We start from the raw sequence: 19,033 nt of genomic DNA, 5'->3' as shown, positions 1-19,033 counted from the left end.
TCAGCGGTTATCCGGTCACGTTTACGGGAGCGCACAGGTGCGGAACCCGGTGTAGACATCATTTCTCTGGGCCAGGTAGGCCTGGCGGTAGGTTCCACGGATCAGATTTGGTGAGGTGGCGCAGCTGCCGCCCCGGGTAACCTTGTGATCCCCGAACTGCAGCGTCGACATGAACGGGTACATATCCATCCGGAAGCCGTCATAGGGGAAAAACTGGCTGCTGGTCCACTCCCAGACACCACCGATCATCTGCCGACATCCGAAGGGGCTGTCTCCCCCAGGGAAATCACTCACCGGGTGCCGGGCCATGGTCCGGCCACCCATATCTGCATGCTCGGGGCCAACCGACTCATTTCCCCACGGAAAGCGCCGGAAGTTATCACCAGCCTGGTTACCCAGGGCCGCCACTTCCCATTCGTACTCTGTCGGCAGTCGTCGGCCGGCCCAGTTGCACCAGGCTTCCGCTTCCCAATAGGTGATGTGACAGACCGGGGCCTGCGGGTTCAGAGGCAGCCACTGGTCGAAAAACCGCTCCTGCCACTGGTCATCGTGCCAGCGCCAGTAAAGGGGATGTTTCGGAACGCGCAGGACCGGCTCACGGGAGCCATGCACCAGTGAGACATCCGTCTCTGTCTGCAGCCATTTACGGCCGCCGAAGGACCACAGCTTGGGGCGCTGGTAGCCGCCATCTTCCACGAACGCCATGAAATCGAGATTGGTGACCGGCACCCGGGAAATAGCAAATGACTCCATGTCCACCTCAAACCCCGGCTTTTCATTATCGAAGGCAAAATCAGTCGTCGCGTAATCGTCAGACTCACCGGGCATACCGATTCGCCATCGACCGGCCGGGATCACCGCATCACCGTCGACCTGGTCACCCGGGGCCAGGCGTTCGTCGGTATAATCCGGCGCTGGCGGATAGCCCACCGTCTGGCGACACCAGATCAGGGACTCAATGTGCATGTTCTGGTGGAAAATGGCATAGCGATACAGGTACAGGGCCTGGTCGGTGAGTGGCTTGTTACGGATGCGCTCCGCCATGCGTTCATAGATGGTGTCAAAATAGGCCAGGGTTTCCTCGCGCCCGGGAAACAGGTCACGACACCAGCGGTCCCTGTGATCGACATGGAAAGAATCCCAGAGGTCATCCATGGCCGGATTGTAGCTGGGCGTTCCGTCCAGCAGGTTAAACACGAACACCTCATAGAAAAATGCGGCGTGCCCCATCTCCCACAGCGGCGGGTTAACGCCGGGATGGTAGGGTACGTCCAGTTTCTCCTCCGGCAACGACGTTATCAGCGCCCGGGTTCTCTGCCGGGCGGTTTCCAGCTCGGCCAACAGGGTTGTCTTGTCCACGCTAGGGCTCTCCAAGGGTACTACGTGTTTTCGAACACTCTACTGATACGATAACAAACCACAGGCTGGATGGGTGTGCTATTGCGGTTTTTTGGTTATATACCCTATTCAGGGGATTCGGGCGTTACCTTTACTTGCCATAGTTCCAGTGCAGAACAACATAATAAGTGGAGGGGTTTCCCCGATGATGTCTATAAAAAAACTATCACTAGCCTCGGCAGTTGCGGCCAGCGTGGTTCTGACCGGCTGCGGCAACTCATCTTCCAGCGGCTCCGACGACGGCACGGAAGTCGGCGGAACCGTCAGTTCCCCCGGCGGCCAGGTTGCAAGCTTCCGCGAGCCGAGCCTGTTCGAAATTGCGTCCAGCTTCCTGGTGTCTCCCGTGGCTGCCGCAATCAGCGGCCTGCAACCGGTTGAAGGCGCAGACGTCGAGCTTATCCGGGTGGATGACGATGGCAATCAGATCGGCGAGATACTGGCCACAGGCCGGACCGCGGTGGACGGAAGCTACACCCTCACACTGCCCGAAGGCGTTAACCTGGCGGGCAACCTGGTGGCACGCATCACCGGCTCGGCCGATACACAAATGCGCTCGCAAGTTGTGGAGCAGGCCGTGGATATCGACCCGGCCTCGGAGTTCATTCTGCAGAAGTTTGTCGACAGCGACACGTCTCTGGAGTCGCTTGAGGTCAACGATGTGGTACGGATCCGCGACCGCGTCGAAGAGTTCGACCTGACCGCTTCAGCGGACTTCCAGCTTGCAGAGATGCTGGCAGAACTCGACAGTGTTGTCGGGGAGGACCTTGAGGCACAGATTGCCCTGGCCACCACCGAAACAGGGGATGCCAGCACTATTGCGGGCAATTACCGCACCTCCGGCATGGTGTTCGGCCTGCATGATTCCGACAATAACAGCAGCGGTACCTGGGAGGCGGGCGTGTTCGGAGGCGACTTTGAGTTCACCGCCGGTGATGGCGGCAATGTCACCTTCAATCGCTCGCGCGAAGAGGGCACGGACGTACTGCTGACCGGACCAGATCTGGCCAATACCTTTCTCGAGGCGCGTAGCGAGGTTGATAACGAGCAAGACCAGTTCCCGGGCATTTTCTCAAGTGACGATATCCTCAGCGTTGAAAGCGATTTCAGTGAAGAACTGGGCGATACCGAAGGCTTCCGCTCGCCCGCTTTCACCTACCGTCTCCAGAAAGCGTTAAACCACAGACTGTTTGTGCTGTCGCCCAGCGAAACCGTGATTCGCTATGGCCTGACGGCCGAGGGTGACCTGGACCCGGAGAACAAGCTCGGTGATGAGCTCTTCCAGTCCCTGGAAATTTTCGCCGCCACCCCGGAGGGGAGCAGCGACATTGACCTGGATGGCGACTTTGGCCGGGTCTACCTGGCCAGCCAACAAACCCAAGGCGGTGATATCCTGCTGGAAGCCGAGCAAAACGTTGTGAGCTTCAGTACCGACGGCACGCTGGCTGCCAGCGCTGGGGCAAGACAAGAACTTCGGCTTGATCCGGGCGGACTCGCGACCTACAGCGAGACCACCGGTACTGCTGAGACGGGCCTGGACTACACCATCAGTGGAGACGGCGATATTGTCGAAATTGGCGGCCCAGCCGACGGTTTTATCAACGACTCGCTCGACTTCATCTCCGTGATAGCAGCGGAGGAGGTCGATAACGATCCAGTTACCTCGAGGCTGGACAGAACCCTGATGGTCCGGCTGCCGGATGGCCAACTCTCCATCGCCGACAAGCGTTACCGCCTGCTCAGCGGGTATACGCGCCTGGACCTGGGCGGCGATACCACAGAAGCGATTCGCCTCGGCTCGCTGAGGTTCAACTCGTTCCTGAACATGACCTCCGAAACCGAGGCCAACTTCGAGGGCGGCGTGGTACGGGTGCAGCGCAACAGTTTCACCGAGCAGGTGAGCCGTAATTCCTATGCCGACCCCTATGACGATGTCACCGTCAGTGTGGACGCCACTGGCGCCGCCACCGTCAGCTTCAACTACGAGGGGGGCGCCTCCAGACTGGATGGATTCTTCAACGAAGACGCCAGTATCGGTATCTTCACCAATCGGTACGTTTCCAACAGCGATAACGAATCCGACCGTATCGGCATGGCTATTCTGGTAGAAGTCGACCAGTAAGCTGGCTCACCTGGAGCCCGGCAACCGCAACGGCTTGCCGGGCTTAACGCTCCTCAAACACACCCGTTTCGGATACCGCCTCGCCGACCCGGCGGAACGCCAGTTCCGACGCATTCAGGTCCTGTGTTCCACGACCGCAGGCAGCGATAATCACGCCCGGGTGGTCGTCCATCTGGACCAACCCTATATTACAGGCCCTGCGATACTGGGTGCCGGTTTTATGGATGAAAGTGACATGGTCCGGTAACCCCGCCTTGATGCGGTTATCCCCGGTCTTGATGTTCTCCAGGGTAGACAGCAGATAGGCACTGCTGTCGTCGCTCAGGCCGTCCTGCTCTGCCAGCGCCTCGAACAAAAGACTGAACTCGTCGAGACGACCGGAGTTCAGCCCCGATTCATAATAGCCATCAAACGCTGCGTCCAGATCCGGCACCAGGAATTCGCCGGTATCCAGATCCAGCACTTCTGCCAGGGCCTGCACCCGGTCATTACCTGTCCCCGCTTTCTTGATGGTAAACATGTCATCGCTGGATAATGTCATCGCCTGCTCATGAAAGCGACTGTAGGCATAGCGACGCACATCCGCCAGCGTGGTCACCTCGCCAATGCCACCGTCGGTGTACCTGCGCACAAGCTGGTTTACCGCATCCATTCCGACCAGCCGAATCAGCACATCGGTGGCCGTGTTGTCACTATGGGTCAGCATCTGCTCAAACAGGTAACGCACCGAGACCCGGTCACCCGGAGACTTCCAGTTGGTTTCCCCGGCACCATCAACAAAATCCGCCGCTTTCAACTCTACGTCGGTATCCAGGGTCAGCTCGCCACTGTCCACCGCTTCCATGACGGCCATCGCCACCGGTACCTTGATGGTAGACGCAAGGTACCAGGTTTCCCCGGCCCTCAGGTCAGCGGTCTTGCCATCCTCAAGGTTGTGGACATACACTCCCAGCTCACCCGGGTAACGGTCGTCAATACCCGCCAGCTTCTTCTCCAGATCCTCTTCCCAGCCAGCCGACACAGGCCCGGTGGCCAGCGTCATCAGTGCTGCGAATGCCAGAAGATAGCGCGTGATGCCGGTTACTGAACGGAACGCATCCACGCCGTTAGCTTGATCCATAGAGCAGTACCAATGATAAGTCCGATAGTCAGTGTCAGGGCGTAATCGTAGGAGACACTCTGCCAGTAACCCAGCAGGTAACGGAAGACCACAAAGATGACGGATATGTGAAAGATGAACGCTGCCCTGGCATCGCTTCCGATAATGGTGACAGGCTTCAGAACCCGCGCCAGCCGGCGCCCGCCGGCCAGTGCTATGGCCAGTATCGCCAACGCGCCGGCCATGCTGAACACCATGAACGTCAGTTCAGGTGGATGTTTGCCGTCGTTCATGGCAATCGCATTGAGTGTTTGATGAATATCCGGCCATCCCAGCCACAGAAAACCGCCAAACAACACCACTGACACCGCCAGCAAAGCACCCGACAGCGACATCCGGCGTTTCACATTCGGTTGGCAGTACAGGATCAGCTCGCCAAGCAGCAACCCCAGCAGGATCAGCGGCCCGCGAGCAAGCTGCCCCCAGGTGTAGAGTTCATCATGCTCTACCAGGATGGCCCTTAGCGAGGCGCTGCCCCAGAACCCGAAACGGGCCGCCAGCACTTCTGCCAGCAGGACCATCAATACCGGGCTTGCCAGCCGCAGCCACAGGGGCATGCGAACCCACAGGGACAGGAAGAATGGCACCCAGATCAGTGCAATGGCGTAGAACCCGAGGATTTCCACGAACGACGGGAAGGTCTGATACAACAGCGCATCGATGATCTGTTCCGGTTCAGCAAGATGGAACATCTCGACAATTGTCAGCACCTTGTACCAGAAGAAGATACTGACCCCGGCCAATAGCAGTTTCAGTCGTTTTTTCGGCCAACTGTCAGTGCCGACATGGGGCAGGAATGCCACCGCAAGAGCGATTCCGAAGACCATGATGAACAGCGACGAAGAAAACTTGGTGAGGGCATGAATGGGCACCATGCCCCAGTCCGGAATCTGTTCGAAGTCCAGCAAGCCTTTGACGCCGTGGCTGAGAATCATCAGCGTTACGGCGAAGCCCCGGGCCAGATCAATCGCGTCTACCCGCCCCTCAACGGGTACGACGTATGGCGATGAACGCCACCAACTGATTGGAGAAGAAGTATCCGGCACACCGGCTCCTGTATAGCTTGCGGGTGATTATTCACCCGCATTGTCTGCTATACGATAGCAAAGCAACTACCGGATGAATGTCAGGCCGTTGATTTTCTCGCGTGGTTCTCTTTCCTTTTTCTCCTGCTCCAATCGCCAAGGTCTTCAATCAGCCGGTAGAACAGAGGCACGAAAACCAGCGCCAGCGTACTGGCTACCACCATGCCACCGACGACCACGGTTCCAATCTCCTGTCGGCTGGCCGCACCGGCGCCGGAACTGAAGGCCAGCGGCAGGGAGCCGACAATAAACGTCAGCGCGGTCATCATGATCGCACGGAAGCGCTGGCGGGCTGCAGCGCTGGCCGCATCAATGGCGGACATACCGGTACGCCGGTTCTGGGCGGCAAACTCCACAATCAGGATAGCGTTCTTTGCCGCCAGCCCAATCAGTACCAGCAGACCCACCTGGAAGTAGATGTCGTTCGGGAAACCCCGCAACAGCGAAGCGCCGGCCGCACCGAACACCCCGAACGGCACCGCCGTGGCAACGGCAATGGGCAGCCCCAGCCGCTCGTACTGGGCTGCCAGGATCAACAAAACCAGCAGCAGGCCGAGGCCAAACGCAACGCCACCGGTTCCGCCTGCGGTGTTCAACTGATAGGCCTCACCGATCCAGCCCAGCAGACTGTCCCGATCCAGCGTTTCAGCGCCAACCTCTTCAAGCACCCGCAGCGCATCGCCCGTTGTGTAACCTGGAGCAGGATCCGCCAGCAGCTTCGCCGCCGGATAAACGTTGAAGCGGTTGAGAATATCCGGGCCACTGCTGCGCTCCAGCTTGACCAGCGACGATAACGGGATCATCTCGTTGTATTCAGAACGCACAAAGACCTTCCGCAGATCGTCCGGATGGCTGCGGAACTCGCCTTCCGACTGGAGATTGACCTGCCAGTTACGACCTTCAAGGGTGAAATCGTTTACGTACAGGGCGCCGAAGGTGCTCTGCATGGTGGAGAAAATCTGGTCAATGGGAACACCCGAGGCCTCCGCCTTCTGCCGGTCCACATCGGCCTCATAGCGCGGCACCCCGGTATTCAGGGTAACGCGGACATTCTGCAGTTCGGGTCGCTCGTTGGCCTCGGCGGTCAGCTTGTCCGCCATTGCCTTGATCTCGTCCGGCGACTTGCCGCCACGGGCCTGGATATACCCTTCGACACCGCCCGTGGTAGACAGCCCCTGGATCGGTGGCGGTGTAAAGGCGACGATATCAGCCTCCTTGACGCCAGCACCCAGCTCCATGATCTTGCCTGCGACACTGGCTGCGTCCTGCCCCTCGCCTGTACGCTCTGACCAGTCTTCCAGCGTGACAAAGCTCACCCCGGTGTTGGAGCGCAATGCGCTGGAAAGGATATCAAAACCGGCAAACGACACCACATCGCTGACCTCTTCCATTTCCAGCAGATCCTCGGTGAACTTATCCCGCACGGTTTCGGTGCGGTCCAGCGACGACACCGGTGGCAAAGAGGTCGCAACCAGGGCAAACCCCTGATCTTCCTGGGGCACCAGGCCCGAGGCCATGGAGTTCAGCATGAAGAGTGTGCCACCTATCATCGCGGCGAACAGCAGCACCCCGACCAGAGCGTGACGCAACAACCAGTCCACGACACGTACGAAGCCATTGGTGAGCTTGTCGAAACCGGCATCAAACCAGCGGAAGACTGCCGGCTGTTTTGTACTCTGACTACCCAGCAACAAGGCGCACATGGCTGGCGTCAGTGTCAGCGCCACAATACCCGAAATCACCACGGACACCGCTATGGTGACCGCAAACTGGCGGTATAGCTCACCCGACAGGCCACCGAGAAAGGCCACAGGGGCGAATACGGCCACCAGCACCAGGGTTGAGGAAATCACCGCCCCGGACACCTGTTGCACCGTGGTCACGGCAGCGTTGTAGGCTGATAAACCTTCTTCTTTCATCAGCCGTTCGGCGTTTTCCATGATGATTATGGCATTGTCCACCACCACGCCAATGGCCAGAATCAACCCGAACAGTGTCAGCAGATTGATGGAGAATCCGAACGCCAGCATCCCGGCGAAGGTACCGATCAGCGAAACCGGAATGGCCACCAGCGGTATCAGCGTGGCCCTCAGGTGCTGCAGGAAGAGGAAGGTGATGAGCACCACCAGAACCACCGCGATAATGAAGGTCGATATCACTTCCTGAATGGAGATATCAATAAAACGGCTGGTATCGTAGGGAATCTTGTATTCCAGACCTTCCGGGAAGCGCGCGCTTATTTCTTCCATCGCGTTTTCGACCTGTTCGGCCGCTTCCAGAGCATTTGCGCCGGGTTGCAGATAGACGCCCATGGGCACAGCGGTCTGGCCGTTGTAATTGGCACTGAAATCGTAGCTTTGCGAGCCCAGTTCCACCCGGGCCACATCACCCAGGCGCAGGCTCGCGCCCTGCTCGTCACTGCGCAGGATGACATCCTCGAACTGTTCCGGCGTGGTCAGACGGCCCGGCGTGGTAACGGTGTAAGTGAAAGCCTGGCCTTCGGGAGCGGGCTGGGCGCCGATACGGCCTGCCGCAAACTGGGCGTTCTGCCCTTCCAGGGCCGCCTGCACGTCCGACGGCGTGAGCTCGTACTGCGCCATCTTGTCCGGCCGCAGCCACACCCGCATGGAATAGTCCTGGGCACCGAACAGGGACGCATCGCCAATGCCCGGTAACCGCACCAGTTCATCCAGCACGTTCAGCAGGGCATAGTTGCTGATCTCCACTTCGTTCATGGAGCCATCGGAGGAGGAGAGCGTCAGAACCTGCAGTATCGAGGTCGACCTTGCCTCCACCGTCAGGCCCTGATCTCGAACCTGCTGGGGTAGCTGGGCCTGGGCCTGCTGGACCCGGTTGTTGACATTGATGGTGGCCTGGTCAGGATCGGTGCCAATATCAAACGAGACCGTGACGCGGAAGGTGCCGGAGTCGGTACTGTTCGACTCCACGTAAATCATGCTTTCTACGCCATTGATTTCCTGCTCCAGCGGAGCCAGTACCGAGTCAGCCATCACCTCCGCACTGGCGCCAGGATAACTGCCCTCAATCTGCACCTGTGGAGGCACCACATCCGGATACTGCTCCACCGGCAAACCAAAGATCGCGATGGCACCGGCCAGCGTGATGATGATGGAAATCACCGACGCGAAAATCGGCCTGTCTATAAAAAAGCGCAGCATCAGTTGGACTCCCCATCACCGGAATCCGATGCGCCTTCATCATCGGTGACATCGACGTCAACGCCATTCTGAAGCGATACATGGCCGTTCACGACCAGTTTGTCGCCCTCGCTCAGGCCCTCCAGTATCACCTGGCGACCATCCACCACAGGGCCCAGTTCCACCTGGCGGGCAATGGCTTTGTTGTCCTCGACAATAAAGACCTGGGCGCCCTCGGCACCCTCACTGACCACGTCCTCCGGAATAGTGACCACATCTTTCAGGTCCTGCAGGGTTACCCGAACCCGGACAAACTGACCGGGGATAATGTCGCTTTCCTCGTTGGGAAAGACCGCCCGTGCAGAGACACTTCCTGTGCGCGAATCGAGCGTGCTGGCGGTAAAGTCAACTTCACCCTCCTGGTCGTAGGTGCTGCCATCGGCCCGGATCAGGATTGCGCTGATGGACTGACCTTCCTCATCGCCGGTCATCGCCCGGCGGGCGGTGCGCTGAATGCTGGCATCGTCTTCGGGGAGGGCAAAGCGGACGTGTATCGGGTCCTGTTGAACGATGGTGGTCAGCAGCGTACCCACCTCGACCAGGCTCCCTTCCGGCAGGTCTTCGAGACTGGTGACACCAGACACCGGCGCTTGCACATCGGTATAGCCCAGGTCCAGTTCGCTCTGGATAACCGCCGCCTGGGCAACCGCGAGATTGGCCTCTGCCAGCTCAAGGTCCGACTGGGCCGTATCACGATCCCGCTCACTCACCGCATTACGTTCGTACAGTGACGAAATCCGGTTCCATTCCCGCTCCGCCTGACGCAAGTCCGCCTCGGCAACCCGCTGCTCTGCCCGGGCACTTCCCACCATCGCCTCAGAGGGCTTCTGATCAATCCGGAACAGCGACTCGCCCTCCTCGACAAGCTGACCCTCCTGATACAGCCGTTCTTCCAGAATGCCCTGAACCCTGGCCCGGACTTCAACCTCCCTGGCTCCCTGAGCCCGGCCCGCATAGTCCTGACGCACTTCCACATTCTGCGTCTCTACGGTTGCTACCGTTACCCCCGGGGTTGGCTGCCCACCTTCACTGCCTCCCCCGCCTTCGCCGGACGCTTCGTTGTCCTCGCTGCTGCAGGCGACCAGACCGGCCACGATTAAGGAAAACAACAAGGCATTACGAAGGGATTTCGGATAATAGAGCGGGGCAGCCTGGGACGGCATGGCAGGGTTCTCCTTGGATAATACGGGCTGGGGTTGCCGGAACGATACATTCATTCATGGATGTATGCAAAAAACTTTGGCATGATACGGCACCAAAAACAGGGAAGCCGCGAATCGCCAAAGGGCGGAGCAGCGCTCGCAAAGATGGATATTTACCATGGCCAGAAAAACCAAGGCGGAAGCCGAAGCCACGCGCCAGACCATACTGGATGCGGCAGAACAGGTCTTCATGGATAAAGGTGTCGCCCATGCATCGCTGGAAGAGATTGCCCGCACAGCCCAGGTTACCCGGGGCGCGGTCTATTGGCACTTCCAGAACAAGTCAGACGTTTTCAACGCCATGCTCGAGCGGGTTCACCTGCCGATGGCGGTGATGGTTGAAGACGCCGCCAGCGCCCAGTCCGGTGATCTGACGGCCCTGAGGGATCTGTGCATCTTCGCGCTGAAAACGCTCGTTGAGGACAAGCGTCATTTCCGCGTCTACAAGATCCTGTTTCACCATACCGAGTCTGACCGGGGCTTGAGAATGCAGGAGGAAATAGCACGGGAGAGTATTGAGATGATGACCCGGTTCTTCCATAACCACCCGCCCCATCCCGCGCTGACAGCTACCCAGGCGGCACGCTCCCTGCACACACAGATGCTGGGCATCTACTACGACTGGCTGAGAAATCCCGATGCCTTCGATTTGGCAGCAGAGGCGACAAGCCTGGTTGATACCATTTTCCGGGGCATCTGCCCTGAAGGCAGCTTGTCAGTGAAAGCGACAGAAAACTCTTCATGACCTTCCAGATCAGGCCTTATCCCCACACCAACAGAATCATGGGCACGGCCACTATGGTCACCAGAATCGACAGTGGCAGGCCCAGTCGCCAGTAGTCGCCGAACTGGTAGCCACCAGGCTCCATCACCAGGGCATTGGACTGGTGACCAATCGGCGTCAGGAACGCACAGGATGCGCCCACTGCAACTGCCATCAACATGGCATCGGAGGCCATACCCAGTTCAGCGGACAGGCTCAGGGCAATGGGCGCCACCAGTATCGCCGCGGCTGCGTTGTTGACCACATTCGAAAGCAGCATGGTCCCCACCAGCACCATGGCCAGACTGGCGGCCGGCGCAAGCCCCTTCCCAACAGCAAGCATCTGCCCGGCAATCAGTTCCGCCCCCCCGGTGGACTCCATTGCCTGCCCCACCGGGATCATCGCTGCCAGCAATACAATCACCGACCAGTCGATGGCCTTGTAGGCACCGTTGGCATCGATAAGCCCTGCCAGCACCATCGCTACGGCACCAGCCACGAGGGCAAGAGGTGCCGACAGCCAGCCACTGACAATGGCAATGATACTGGCGATAAATATTCCCGCTGCCAGGAAGATTTTACGGGGTGAACCCAGGCGCAGCCCGCGCTCTGCGAGGGGCAGGCAGCCAAGATTGGAAAGCGTGCTGGTGAGGGTATCTTCAACACCCTGAACCAGCAGGATGTCGCCGGCATTGAACCGAATGTCTCCGAGGCGCCGCTTCAATCGATGCCCCTGCCTGGCCACGGCGACGATGTTAATACCATGACGCTCCCTCAGGTTAAGGCGGTTGGCCGTCTGCCCAACCAGGGACGACTCCGGGGTAATGACCGCCTCAGTCAGCTGCACCTCGCCCTCATTCAGTTCCTTCTTCCGTTTTTTCCGTGCCTTTTTATCGTCTTCCGTTTCGGTGTCGTCGTCCTCTTCCTGACTGCCTAACTCCAGGCCGGTTTTATCCAGAAACGCCTGCAAGCTCTCGGTATCCGACTCCACCAGCAGCAGATCGTTTTCTTTAAGAACCTTGTAGGTCGAGGGTGCAAGCTGCCGATTGTCGTCGCGGATCAGCGCCAGCACCACCACGTCCTTGTCTTCGCCACTGTCTGCCAACAGGTTGTGGAGCGTTGCGCCTGCGTAGGATGAGCCTTCGGGAACCTTCAGTTCAGTCAGATAGTCACCGACGCTGAAAAGCTTGCCGTCACCCTCATCATCCTCGCCCCGCCTGGGCGTCAGGCGCCAGCCCACCAGGGTTATGAAAGCGATCCCCGCAACCGTGATTGCAGCGCCTACCGGTGCGAAGTCAAACAGCCCGAACGAACTGGCGCCTTCACGGTAACTGGCAATGATGATATTGGGCGGTGTGCCGATGAGCGTCATGGTGCCACCGAGTAATGAGCCAAAGGCCAGCGGCATCAGTAACAGCGATGGCGAGCGCCCGGACTCCCGTGACATCCAGACCGCCACTGGCATGAGCAGGGCCAGGGCACCAACATTGTTGATAAAGCCGGAGCAAAGCGCGACAACACCCGTCAGCGTGAGAATCTGCAGCGTAGGCCGATGCCCCACCTTCCCCAGCAAGCCGGCGATGCTGTCCACGACGCCGCCGTTTACCAGCCCCTGGCTGATAACAAGAACCGCCGCTACCGTCACTACTGCCGGATGACCGAAGCCTGAAAACAGTTCCTCAGTGGGCACCAGACCGGCGATGGCAATGGCCAGCAGCGCCAGCATGGCCACCATATCAAAACGCAACCGGTTCCAGATGAACAATCCCAGCGTGGCCGCCAGCACGGCGAATACAATTCCCTGTTCAGTGGTCAATTGGGGTCTCTCCTGCTCGCCTTGTTGACGGTATCAGTCGCTTCAACATGCATTATTTGCGTCTGTCATCACGCATATTCCATGAATTTCCGATGGGTTTCACCTTTGGGGCGCCTGTGCATTCACCGGACTTCGGCATCTGGATCGTCAAGCCATCCATAGTTCCGCTTTAAACAGAACCCCGGACCGGTATAGTAACTGTATATCCACCACCGGGAGAGAACTCCATGCCAGCCACACCCAGCAGGCCGGTTTCCGCATCCGCCATCGACAAACATGTCTACAAGGTTTTCCCGAATGACATGAACTCCCACCAGACGGTGTTCGGCGGCATGATCATGGCCAAGTGTGATCGCCTGGCGCTGGTGGTTGCGGAACGGCATTCAGGCCATGTCTGTGTGACAGCAGCGGTGGATTCCATGCACTTCCGTGCACCCGCCAAGGGCAATGACACCCTGCTTTTCAGCCTCGCCCTGAACCGCAGCTGGGGGTCATCCATGGAAATCGGTGCCCGGGTTGAAGCGGAAAACAGCTATACGGGAGAGTGCCGGCACATTCTTTCGGCATTCTTCACCTTTGTGGCGCTCGACGAGCACGACAAACCCGTTGATGTGCCCGCGGTCAAACCGGAAACAGAAGCCCAGAAACGGCGATTCGACAACGCCGAAATCCGCCGTGAAGGGCGCCTGGAAACCCGCAGAAAACTGGACGGGCAATGACTGACAAGGGCGCTCAACCAGCCCCCTGCGCCTCCGGAGCCTGAGAATTGTGTCGGTAATCTTTACAAGCAACACCCCGCGACAGGCTCCACCTTAACCCTAACCGCCTGAATCCCTGCAATGTGCCTGAACTGGCACACAACATGAATAACAATTCACGGACATAACACCTGTTCCCCAGCCGTTAGTGGTCACAGGGCAGTGACTGGATCCAGCCGTTCCAGCCTTGACAGAAATGACTGAACGCCAAGCAGTACGTTTTCCAGAGACGAACTCAAGGAGAGTCGCCATGGAGGAGAAACGACCGCTCGTTTGGCTGTCGGCGGAGTGCCCGGGTTCTGCAACTCAACACACCCTGCTGCCGGAATGGCAGGTGATTTCTGTTGATCTCAGGAGCGAGATAAACCCGGGTGATCTTTCCACCTACAGTGCCTGGGTTGGTGTCTTTGATCTCAGTCCCCTTTCAAGCGACCAGATAACGCTGGCGAGCAGCTGGCTGGATGCGCTGCAAGTGGAACACTGGGTTGCCATTCTGGCACCGGACCAGGCCAGTAATCCAGAAGTCTGCAGGCTTATCAACAGCCATTGCGGCGATTATCATACCCTGCCCATTCAGCCTGAGCGGCTGCGGGTATCCCTTGGCCACCTGTGGGGTATGTCGGAGCTCCAGAAACGGGCTTTTCCGGGTAAACCAATGAGCTACGAGGAATTCGCTCTCGAAGGCACTTCCCCTGCGATCAGTCAGACCAGGAAGCTGCTGGCCAGGTATGCCAATACCGACGAACCCGTACTCATCTATGGTGAAAACGGCACCGGCAAGGAAGCAGCAGCGAAATTCATTCATCACAAATCTTCCCGCAGGCGCAGACCGCTGGTGGTCGTCAACTGTGCTGCCCTGCCCCTATCCCTGACCCAGAACGAACTTTTCGGACATGAAAAAGGCTCGTTCACTCATGCCATGACCGCGCAGAAAGGCAAAATCGAGAAAGCCGACGGCGGCACGCTGATGTTCGTCGGTGTGGATGAACTCAAACCGGAGCAACAGTCTGCCATTCTGCGCTTCCTCCAGGAGGGGCAGATTGAGCGCATCGGTGGTTCTGCCCCTGTACAGGTGAATGTCCGGCTGATTGCCACCAGCACATCGCCCCTGGAAAAGCTGGTGGCTTCCGGTGATTTCCGCAGTGATGTTTTCTATCGGCTGGGCAGCCTGCATGTACACCTGCCACCGCTGCGGGAGCGCAGGGAGGACATCCCCCTGCTGGCAAACCGGATTCTTTCTGCGGCCACGCCCTCTCTTGGGCCAAAGCATCTGGCTGCCACAACCACTATCTGTCTCGCCGAGCATTCCTGGCCCGGCAATCTGAGAGAACTGCAGAACCGGCTGAGGCAGGCACTGCTGCTTGGACAGGGCCCGGCCGTTGAACCGGACGATATGGGGTTCGGAGCGACGCCTGCCAATAACCAGGGGCAAAGCGATGAGCTTTCCCTCAATGCCTTCCGCTCCCAGGCAGATCGCCGGGCAATCTCGGTAAGCCTGGCTCTTGCCCACAACAATGTTTCCGCAGCAGCAAGGCTGCTCAACATTTCCAGAGTCTCGTTTTACCGGCTGATGGACAAGCACCAGGTGCCCCACAGAACGCCCGCCTCACCGACCAAGAGTGACTGAAGGAGGTTTTCCATGGTTAAAAGAATGTTCTTGCTCATCCCTGTGTTAACGGTAGCTACGCCAATACTCCCGGCAGCCGCCCAGACAGACAGCGACTCAACTTCGGCTCCGGGCAGCACGTCGATCACAGCACCAGAGGAGGAGCGCGACCCGGCGACCAATGTTGCATCCATTACCGCAGACCGGGGCATCGTTACCCGGCCGGGACGTTTCACCATCGAGCCGTCGTTTTCCCATGCCCACAGCAACGCAACGGCGGTCGCGGTGGAAGGTTACACCGTGATACCTGCCCTGCTGATCGGACTGATCAATATTTCGGAAATCCAGCGTGATATTTTTGTCGGCGCGATGTCACTCAAGTACGGCTTCACCAGCAAGTTCGAAGCATCCGTTCGTGTGCCTTACCTCAGCATCAATGAGGACCTGAGAGAGCGCGAAGTTTTCCAGGGCACACCGGTGGACACTTTACGGGAGTCTTCCGGTGAGGGCCTTGGTGATGTTGAACTTTCCGCCCGTTACCAGTTAACCGACGGCCTGGGTGGCTGGCCCTTCGTCATTGGTGCAATGCGGGTAAAAGCGCCAACCGGCGATGGGCCATACGACGTTGACCAGAGAATCATCCGGGATAATGACGGCAATCCGATAGGCGTAGAGCTGGAAAACCGCCCCACCGGTTCCGGTTTCTGGTCATTCGAACCCGGCCTCTCATTCATCTACCCGACGGATCCGGCCGTGCTGTTCGGAAACCTGAGTTACGTCTGGACTCTGAAAGAGGAGCAGGGCTTCGAGAACGGCGGTACCGTCGACCCCGGGGATATTGTACGTTTTGGCTTCGGAATGGGATTTTCCTTTAACGACCGTACGTCTTTCAGCCTTGGCTATGACCACTCCATCATCCGTAAAACCACCTTCGAGGTCGATAACGACCTGTTCGCCTCCAATTTCGACCGCATCCAGATCGGGTCCCTGTCGTTTGGTCTGTCCCAGCGGCTGTCACAGTCCACATCACTGAGCCTGACGGTAAGCGTGGGGGTTACGGAAAATGCGCCCAACAGCGAAATTACTCTCAAGCTTCCCATCAGCCTTTAGGAGGAATTGAGGGGGATATCAGCGGCCGAGCAACTGGACAAGCTGATCACTGAACCGTGCCGGAAACTGATTGCCGACACCGGCCCCCAGATTGTTCAGCTCGATGTTCAGTTGATGCATATTCTGGATGACGGTGCTATCGAGGTTGTTCTGGACCACCGTCATCCACCCGTTGGTGCCGGCCATGTTACTGGATACCCGCGCACCGCCACTGCGGTTGGCGCTGATGACCTCCAGCACGGTTTCCATTTGATGGTCTACCAGACCGCCGTTGACTGTCTGGTTAAGATTGGGAATGGTCAGGCGATTGACCACCAGGGTATCACCATTAATACCGACAACCTGTTCCAGACCGATACTGATTTCCAGGTCATCCATCAGGAAGCCGCCACGGTACTCGGACAGTTCCGGGTCACTCAGGGGCTCGACACCAAGGGACAGTTCAGCCCGGACAGCTGGCGACACGGTCGCGAACGAAACAATCAATAAAATAATTGCTGGTATCCGGACCATCATTATCACCATTCCCTTGAGGAGGGCCAGTAAGGCAATGTGTGCCCGAGTGAAGGACCACCCGGGGCTCTCTTTATCGGCGCTCTGGCAACCTGTGGCCAATGCCCGTCGTCCAGAAATCCGTCACGTCCCTTGTCTATGTGGCTGCGAATTATAAAGGCGGTCCCGTTCCAGTACTCGCTGAATTTTGCGTAGGAATAAACCTTCAGCCCCCGCGCCGGATCCCCTACCAGGACCTCCCCGTCACTGATCCCCTTGATCAGCACGAAGTGCCGGAAACCGTCAATGTTCAACAACACAATCATGGGCAGGCGCACCTTCTCCTTCAGGCCGCTCAATGGCATGCGAAACCCGTCAGCCTGATACCCTCTGGCCTCCAGATAGCGTTTCATATCAAGCATGGAGAAACCTTCCCGGCGCACTTTCTGTTCGTCGGCCAATGCAAGCATCTCGACGAAGACATCGTGTTCTGTCACCTGGTCTTCGTAATGAAAAGACAAGAGCGAAGCAACCGCCGCGGAGCCACAGCTGAAGTCGTATTGCTGGCGCATGACGCTGTCAAACCGCTGGTCCTCGAAACTGTTGACCTTGACCCGGACATCACCGCCTATACCCGGCACCATCACCGAGCCGGCGAAGGCAGTGGACCACAGCAGCCCGGCACTCGCGAAGATTGCAACAAGAACCTTCATGGCCATGGCCCACCTCCTTTAGTGATTGATCAGTATGTTGATCTGGGTACTGTCCTGAATGACCACCTGGTTACCGGTGTTCTGGATAACCGTAGCAACCCCGCTCATGTTGCCGAACGCATTGTCGGAAATGCTGTTATCACCTGTGACAACATTCCCCGACAGCAGGTTATCGGACACATTCGCATTCTGCTGGTTATCGTTAATCTGCCACTGCATCGGGATTCCCTGGCGACCACTTGCATCCGCCAGCTGATCCGCCGACATCGGTGCGGCATCCATCCACTCCTCGGCCGATACAAATCCCGTTGCCCCGAACATTAACGCCAGCAAGGCAGCCTTCAGTTTCCATCTGATTGTGCGACCCATGGCAGTTCTCCCGGAATAACCGGGCCGCACCGGTAACAGCAGGTGCGGCCTGGATTCCTTATTGAGTGCCGCCACCGCCACCGGTGGACAGGTTCGACATTACACTGACGTTAGCCTGTGTAACACTCCCGTTTCCTGCGTTCTGGGCAAACGCACCAACGCCAGTGAAGTTCGCTGAGCCACCGGAGATTTCGTTGCTGTTGCGAACTTCGGTGTAGGAACCTTCACCATTGGCATTTCCGTAGGTGGTTGCAGTACCAGATACGGTGCCGTTCAGCTCGGCGTTATTCATGAACATATCCATGTCCAGCTCCATAGAACTATTATCAGAGCTGTCGTTATTACTGTCAGCGGTATTGTAGGAATCATTCACACTGTTATCAGATTCATCGTTCCCGCTGTCATTAGTGGAATTATCCGAGTTGTCATTTCCACTATCGTTAGTGGAGTTATCGGAGTTATCGTTCTGGCTGTCTGCCAGGTCGGTGGAGTTATCCGAGTTATCGTTCTGGCTGTCCGCCAGGTCGGTGGAGTTATCCGAGTTATCATTTCCACTGTCGTTAGTGGAATTATCGGAGTTATCGTTTCCACTGTCGTTAGTGGAGTTATCGGAGCTATCGTTCTGGCTGTCCGCCAGCGTATTGGAGTTATCCGAGTTATCATTTCCACTGTCGTTAGTGGAGCCATCGGAGTTGTCGTTCTGGCTGTCCGCCAGCGTAGTGGAATTATCCGAGTTATCATTTCCACTGTCGTTCGTAGACCCATCGGAGTTATCGTTCTGACTGTCCGCCAGAGTGTTGGAATTATCCGAGTTATCATTTCCACTATCGTTGGTAGAATTATCCGGATTATTCGAGCTATCCGAAAAATCATTTCCACTATCGTTAGTGGAATTATTTGGATAGTTCGAGTTGTCGTTACCGGAATTGGTATTACCGGATTGGTCGTTGTTCGCAGTGGAGGTATTGTCCGCGTTGGTATTCGGATCGCCGTCTCCGCCCTGGTCGGCATAGGCAAAACCGGAAATACCCAGACTCATTGCAATGGCAGCTGCTAGCAAATTTTTCCTGGTATTCATGATGTCGCTTCCTTTTCGATTATTGGCTTCTGGAGGGATCCGACTGAAACCGCTAGCCTTCGGTAAGCCAAGGTTCAGACCCGCCAGACAAGAAGAGCGATTCTCGTGCCAGGTTTGATATATGACAGGCAGGCATCTGTTTTTACT

At 57.7% G+C, this 19,033-nt stretch carries 15 protein-coding genes; 5 read left to right on the top strand and 10 right to left on the bottom strand.

From position 1 onward, the window contains the following. Window positions 1–21: 21 nt before the first annotated feature. Window positions 22–1,359 (bottom strand): selenoneine synthase SenA, encoded by a 1,338-nt coding sequence (gene senA, locus HLUCCO03_RS00820; protein ID WP_027829812.1) that lies wholly within the window; start codon window positions 1,357–1,359, stop codon window positions 22–24. Between the two features lie 184 nt (window positions 1,360–1,543). Here senA and HLUCCO03_RS00815 point away from each other — a divergent pair, with 184 nt between their 5' ends. Then, a complete protein-coding gene (locus HLUCCO03_RS00815) occupies window positions 1,544–3,517 on the top strand; it encodes a hypothetical protein (protein ID WP_027829813.1) in 1,974 nt (657 codons plus the stop codon). A 43-nt stretch (window positions 3,518–3,560) separates the two neighbouring features. Here HLUCCO03_RS00815 and HLUCCO03_RS00810 read toward each other — a convergent pair whose 3' ends face one another. From HLUCCO03_RS00810 to HLUCCO03_RS00795, 4 genes are all read right to left on the bottom strand, one after another. Next, on the bottom strand, window positions 3,561–4,637 hold the full coding sequence (locus HLUCCO03_RS00810; protein ID WP_081813452.1) for a serine hydrolase: 1,077 nt from the start codon (window positions 4,635–4,637) through the stop codon (window positions 3,561–3,563). Further along, window positions 4,598–5,722, bottom strand: coding sequence for a heparan-alpha-glucosaminide N-acetyltransferase domain-containing protein (locus HLUCCO03_RS00805; protein WP_027829814.1), 1,125 nt, complete (start codon window positions 5,720–5,722; stop codon window positions 4,598–4,600). Before HLUCCO03_RS00805 ends, HLUCCO03_RS00810 begins: the two co-directional genes overlap by 40 nt. An 80-nt stretch (window positions 5,723–5,802) precedes the next feature. Next, complete coding sequence (locus HLUCCO03_RS00800) at window positions 5,803–8,940, bottom strand: efflux RND transporter permease subunit (RefSeq protein WP_027829815.1); 3,138 nt, start codon at window positions 8,938–8,940, stop codon at window positions 5,803–5,805. After that, window positions 8,940–10,142: an efflux RND transporter periplasmic adaptor subunit gene (locus tag HLUCCO03_RS00795; protein WP_027829816.1), complete on the bottom strand. Its 1,203-nt coding sequence runs from the start codon at window positions 10,140–10,142 to the stop codon at window positions 8,940–8,942. Before HLUCCO03_RS00795 ends, HLUCCO03_RS00800 begins: the two co-directional genes overlap by 1 nt. Before the next feature lie 157 nt (window positions 10,143–10,299). Here HLUCCO03_RS00795 and HLUCCO03_RS00790 point away from each other — a divergent pair, with 157 nt between their 5' ends. After that, window positions 10,300–10,926 (top strand): TetR family transcriptional regulator, encoded by a 627-nt coding sequence (locus HLUCCO03_RS00790; RefSeq protein WP_036197021.1) that lies wholly within the window; start codon window positions 10,300–10,302, stop codon window positions 10,924–10,926. A gap of 16 nt (window positions 10,927–10,942) precedes the next feature. Here HLUCCO03_RS00790 and HLUCCO03_RS00785 read toward each other — a convergent pair whose 3' ends face one another. Next, window positions 10,943–12,760, bottom strand: coding sequence for an SLC13 family permease (locus HLUCCO03_RS00785; protein WP_027829817.1), 1,818 nt, complete (start codon window positions 12,758–12,760; stop codon window positions 10,943–10,945). 227 nt (window positions 12,761–12,987) lie between these two features. On the opposite strand from HLUCCO03_RS00785, the gene HLUCCO03_RS00780 reads away from it, so the two are divergent. The 3 genes from HLUCCO03_RS00780 (at window position 12,988) to HLUCCO03_RS00770 (ending at window position 16,234) form a co-directional block, all read left to right on the top strand. Continuing rightward, entirely contained in the window at window positions 12,988–13,479 is a 492-nt protein-coding gene (locus HLUCCO03_RS00780; protein WP_027829818.1) for an acyl-CoA thioesterase, read from the top strand. A gap of 289 nt (window positions 13,480–13,768) precedes the next feature. Beyond that, the gene (locus HLUCCO03_RS00775) at window positions 13,769–15,145 is read left to right on the top strand and encodes a sigma-54 dependent transcriptional regulator (protein WP_051603719.1); all 1,377 of its coding nucleotides are present in this window, start codon (window positions 13,769–13,771) and stop codon (window positions 15,143–15,145) included. A 12-nt stretch (window positions 15,146–15,157) separates the two neighbouring features. Further along, window positions 15,158–16,234, top strand: coding sequence for a transporter (locus HLUCCO03_RS00770; protein ID WP_027829819.1), 1,077 nt, complete (start codon window positions 15,158–15,160; stop codon window positions 16,232–16,234). An 18-nt stretch (window positions 16,235–16,252) separates the two neighbouring features. On the opposite strand, the gene HLUCCO03_RS00765 is transcribed toward HLUCCO03_RS00770, so the two are convergent. From HLUCCO03_RS00765 to HLUCCO03_RS00750, 4 genes are read right to left on the bottom strand one after another with little or no spacing between them, the layout of a single operon-like run. After that, window positions 16,253–16,720: a hypothetical protein gene (locus HLUCCO03_RS00765; protein WP_197025621.1), complete on the bottom strand. Its 468-nt coding sequence runs from the start codon at window positions 16,718–16,720 to the stop codon at window positions 16,253–16,255. 32 nt (window positions 16,721–16,752) lie between these two features. Further along, entirely contained in the window at window positions 16,753–17,445 is a 693-nt protein-coding gene (locus tag HLUCCO03_RS00760; protein WP_027829820.1) for a C39 family peptidase, read from the bottom strand. A 12-nt stretch (window positions 17,446–17,457) separates the two neighbouring features. Beyond that, complete coding sequence (locus HLUCCO03_RS00755; protein ID WP_027829821.1) at window positions 17,458–17,808, bottom strand: hypothetical protein; 351 nt, start codon at window positions 17,806–17,808, stop codon at window positions 17,458–17,460. Between the two features lie 58 nt (window positions 17,809–17,866). Then, the gene (locus HLUCCO03_RS00750) at window positions 17,867–18,886 is read right to left on the bottom strand and encodes a hypothetical protein (RefSeq protein WP_027829822.1); all 1,020 of its coding nucleotides are present in this window, start codon (window positions 18,884–18,886) and stop codon (window positions 17,867–17,869) included. Window positions 18,887–19,033 lie beyond the last annotated feature (147 nt).

This window comes from Marinobacter sp. HL-58 (assembly GCF_001314605.1).
Classification (GTDB): domain Bacteria; phylum Pseudomonadota; class Gammaproteobacteria; order Pseudomonadales; family Oleiphilaceae; genus Marinobacter.
The sequence above is the reverse complement of the archived record's forward strand: the minus strand, read 5'-3'. Positions and strand labels throughout refer to the sequence as shown.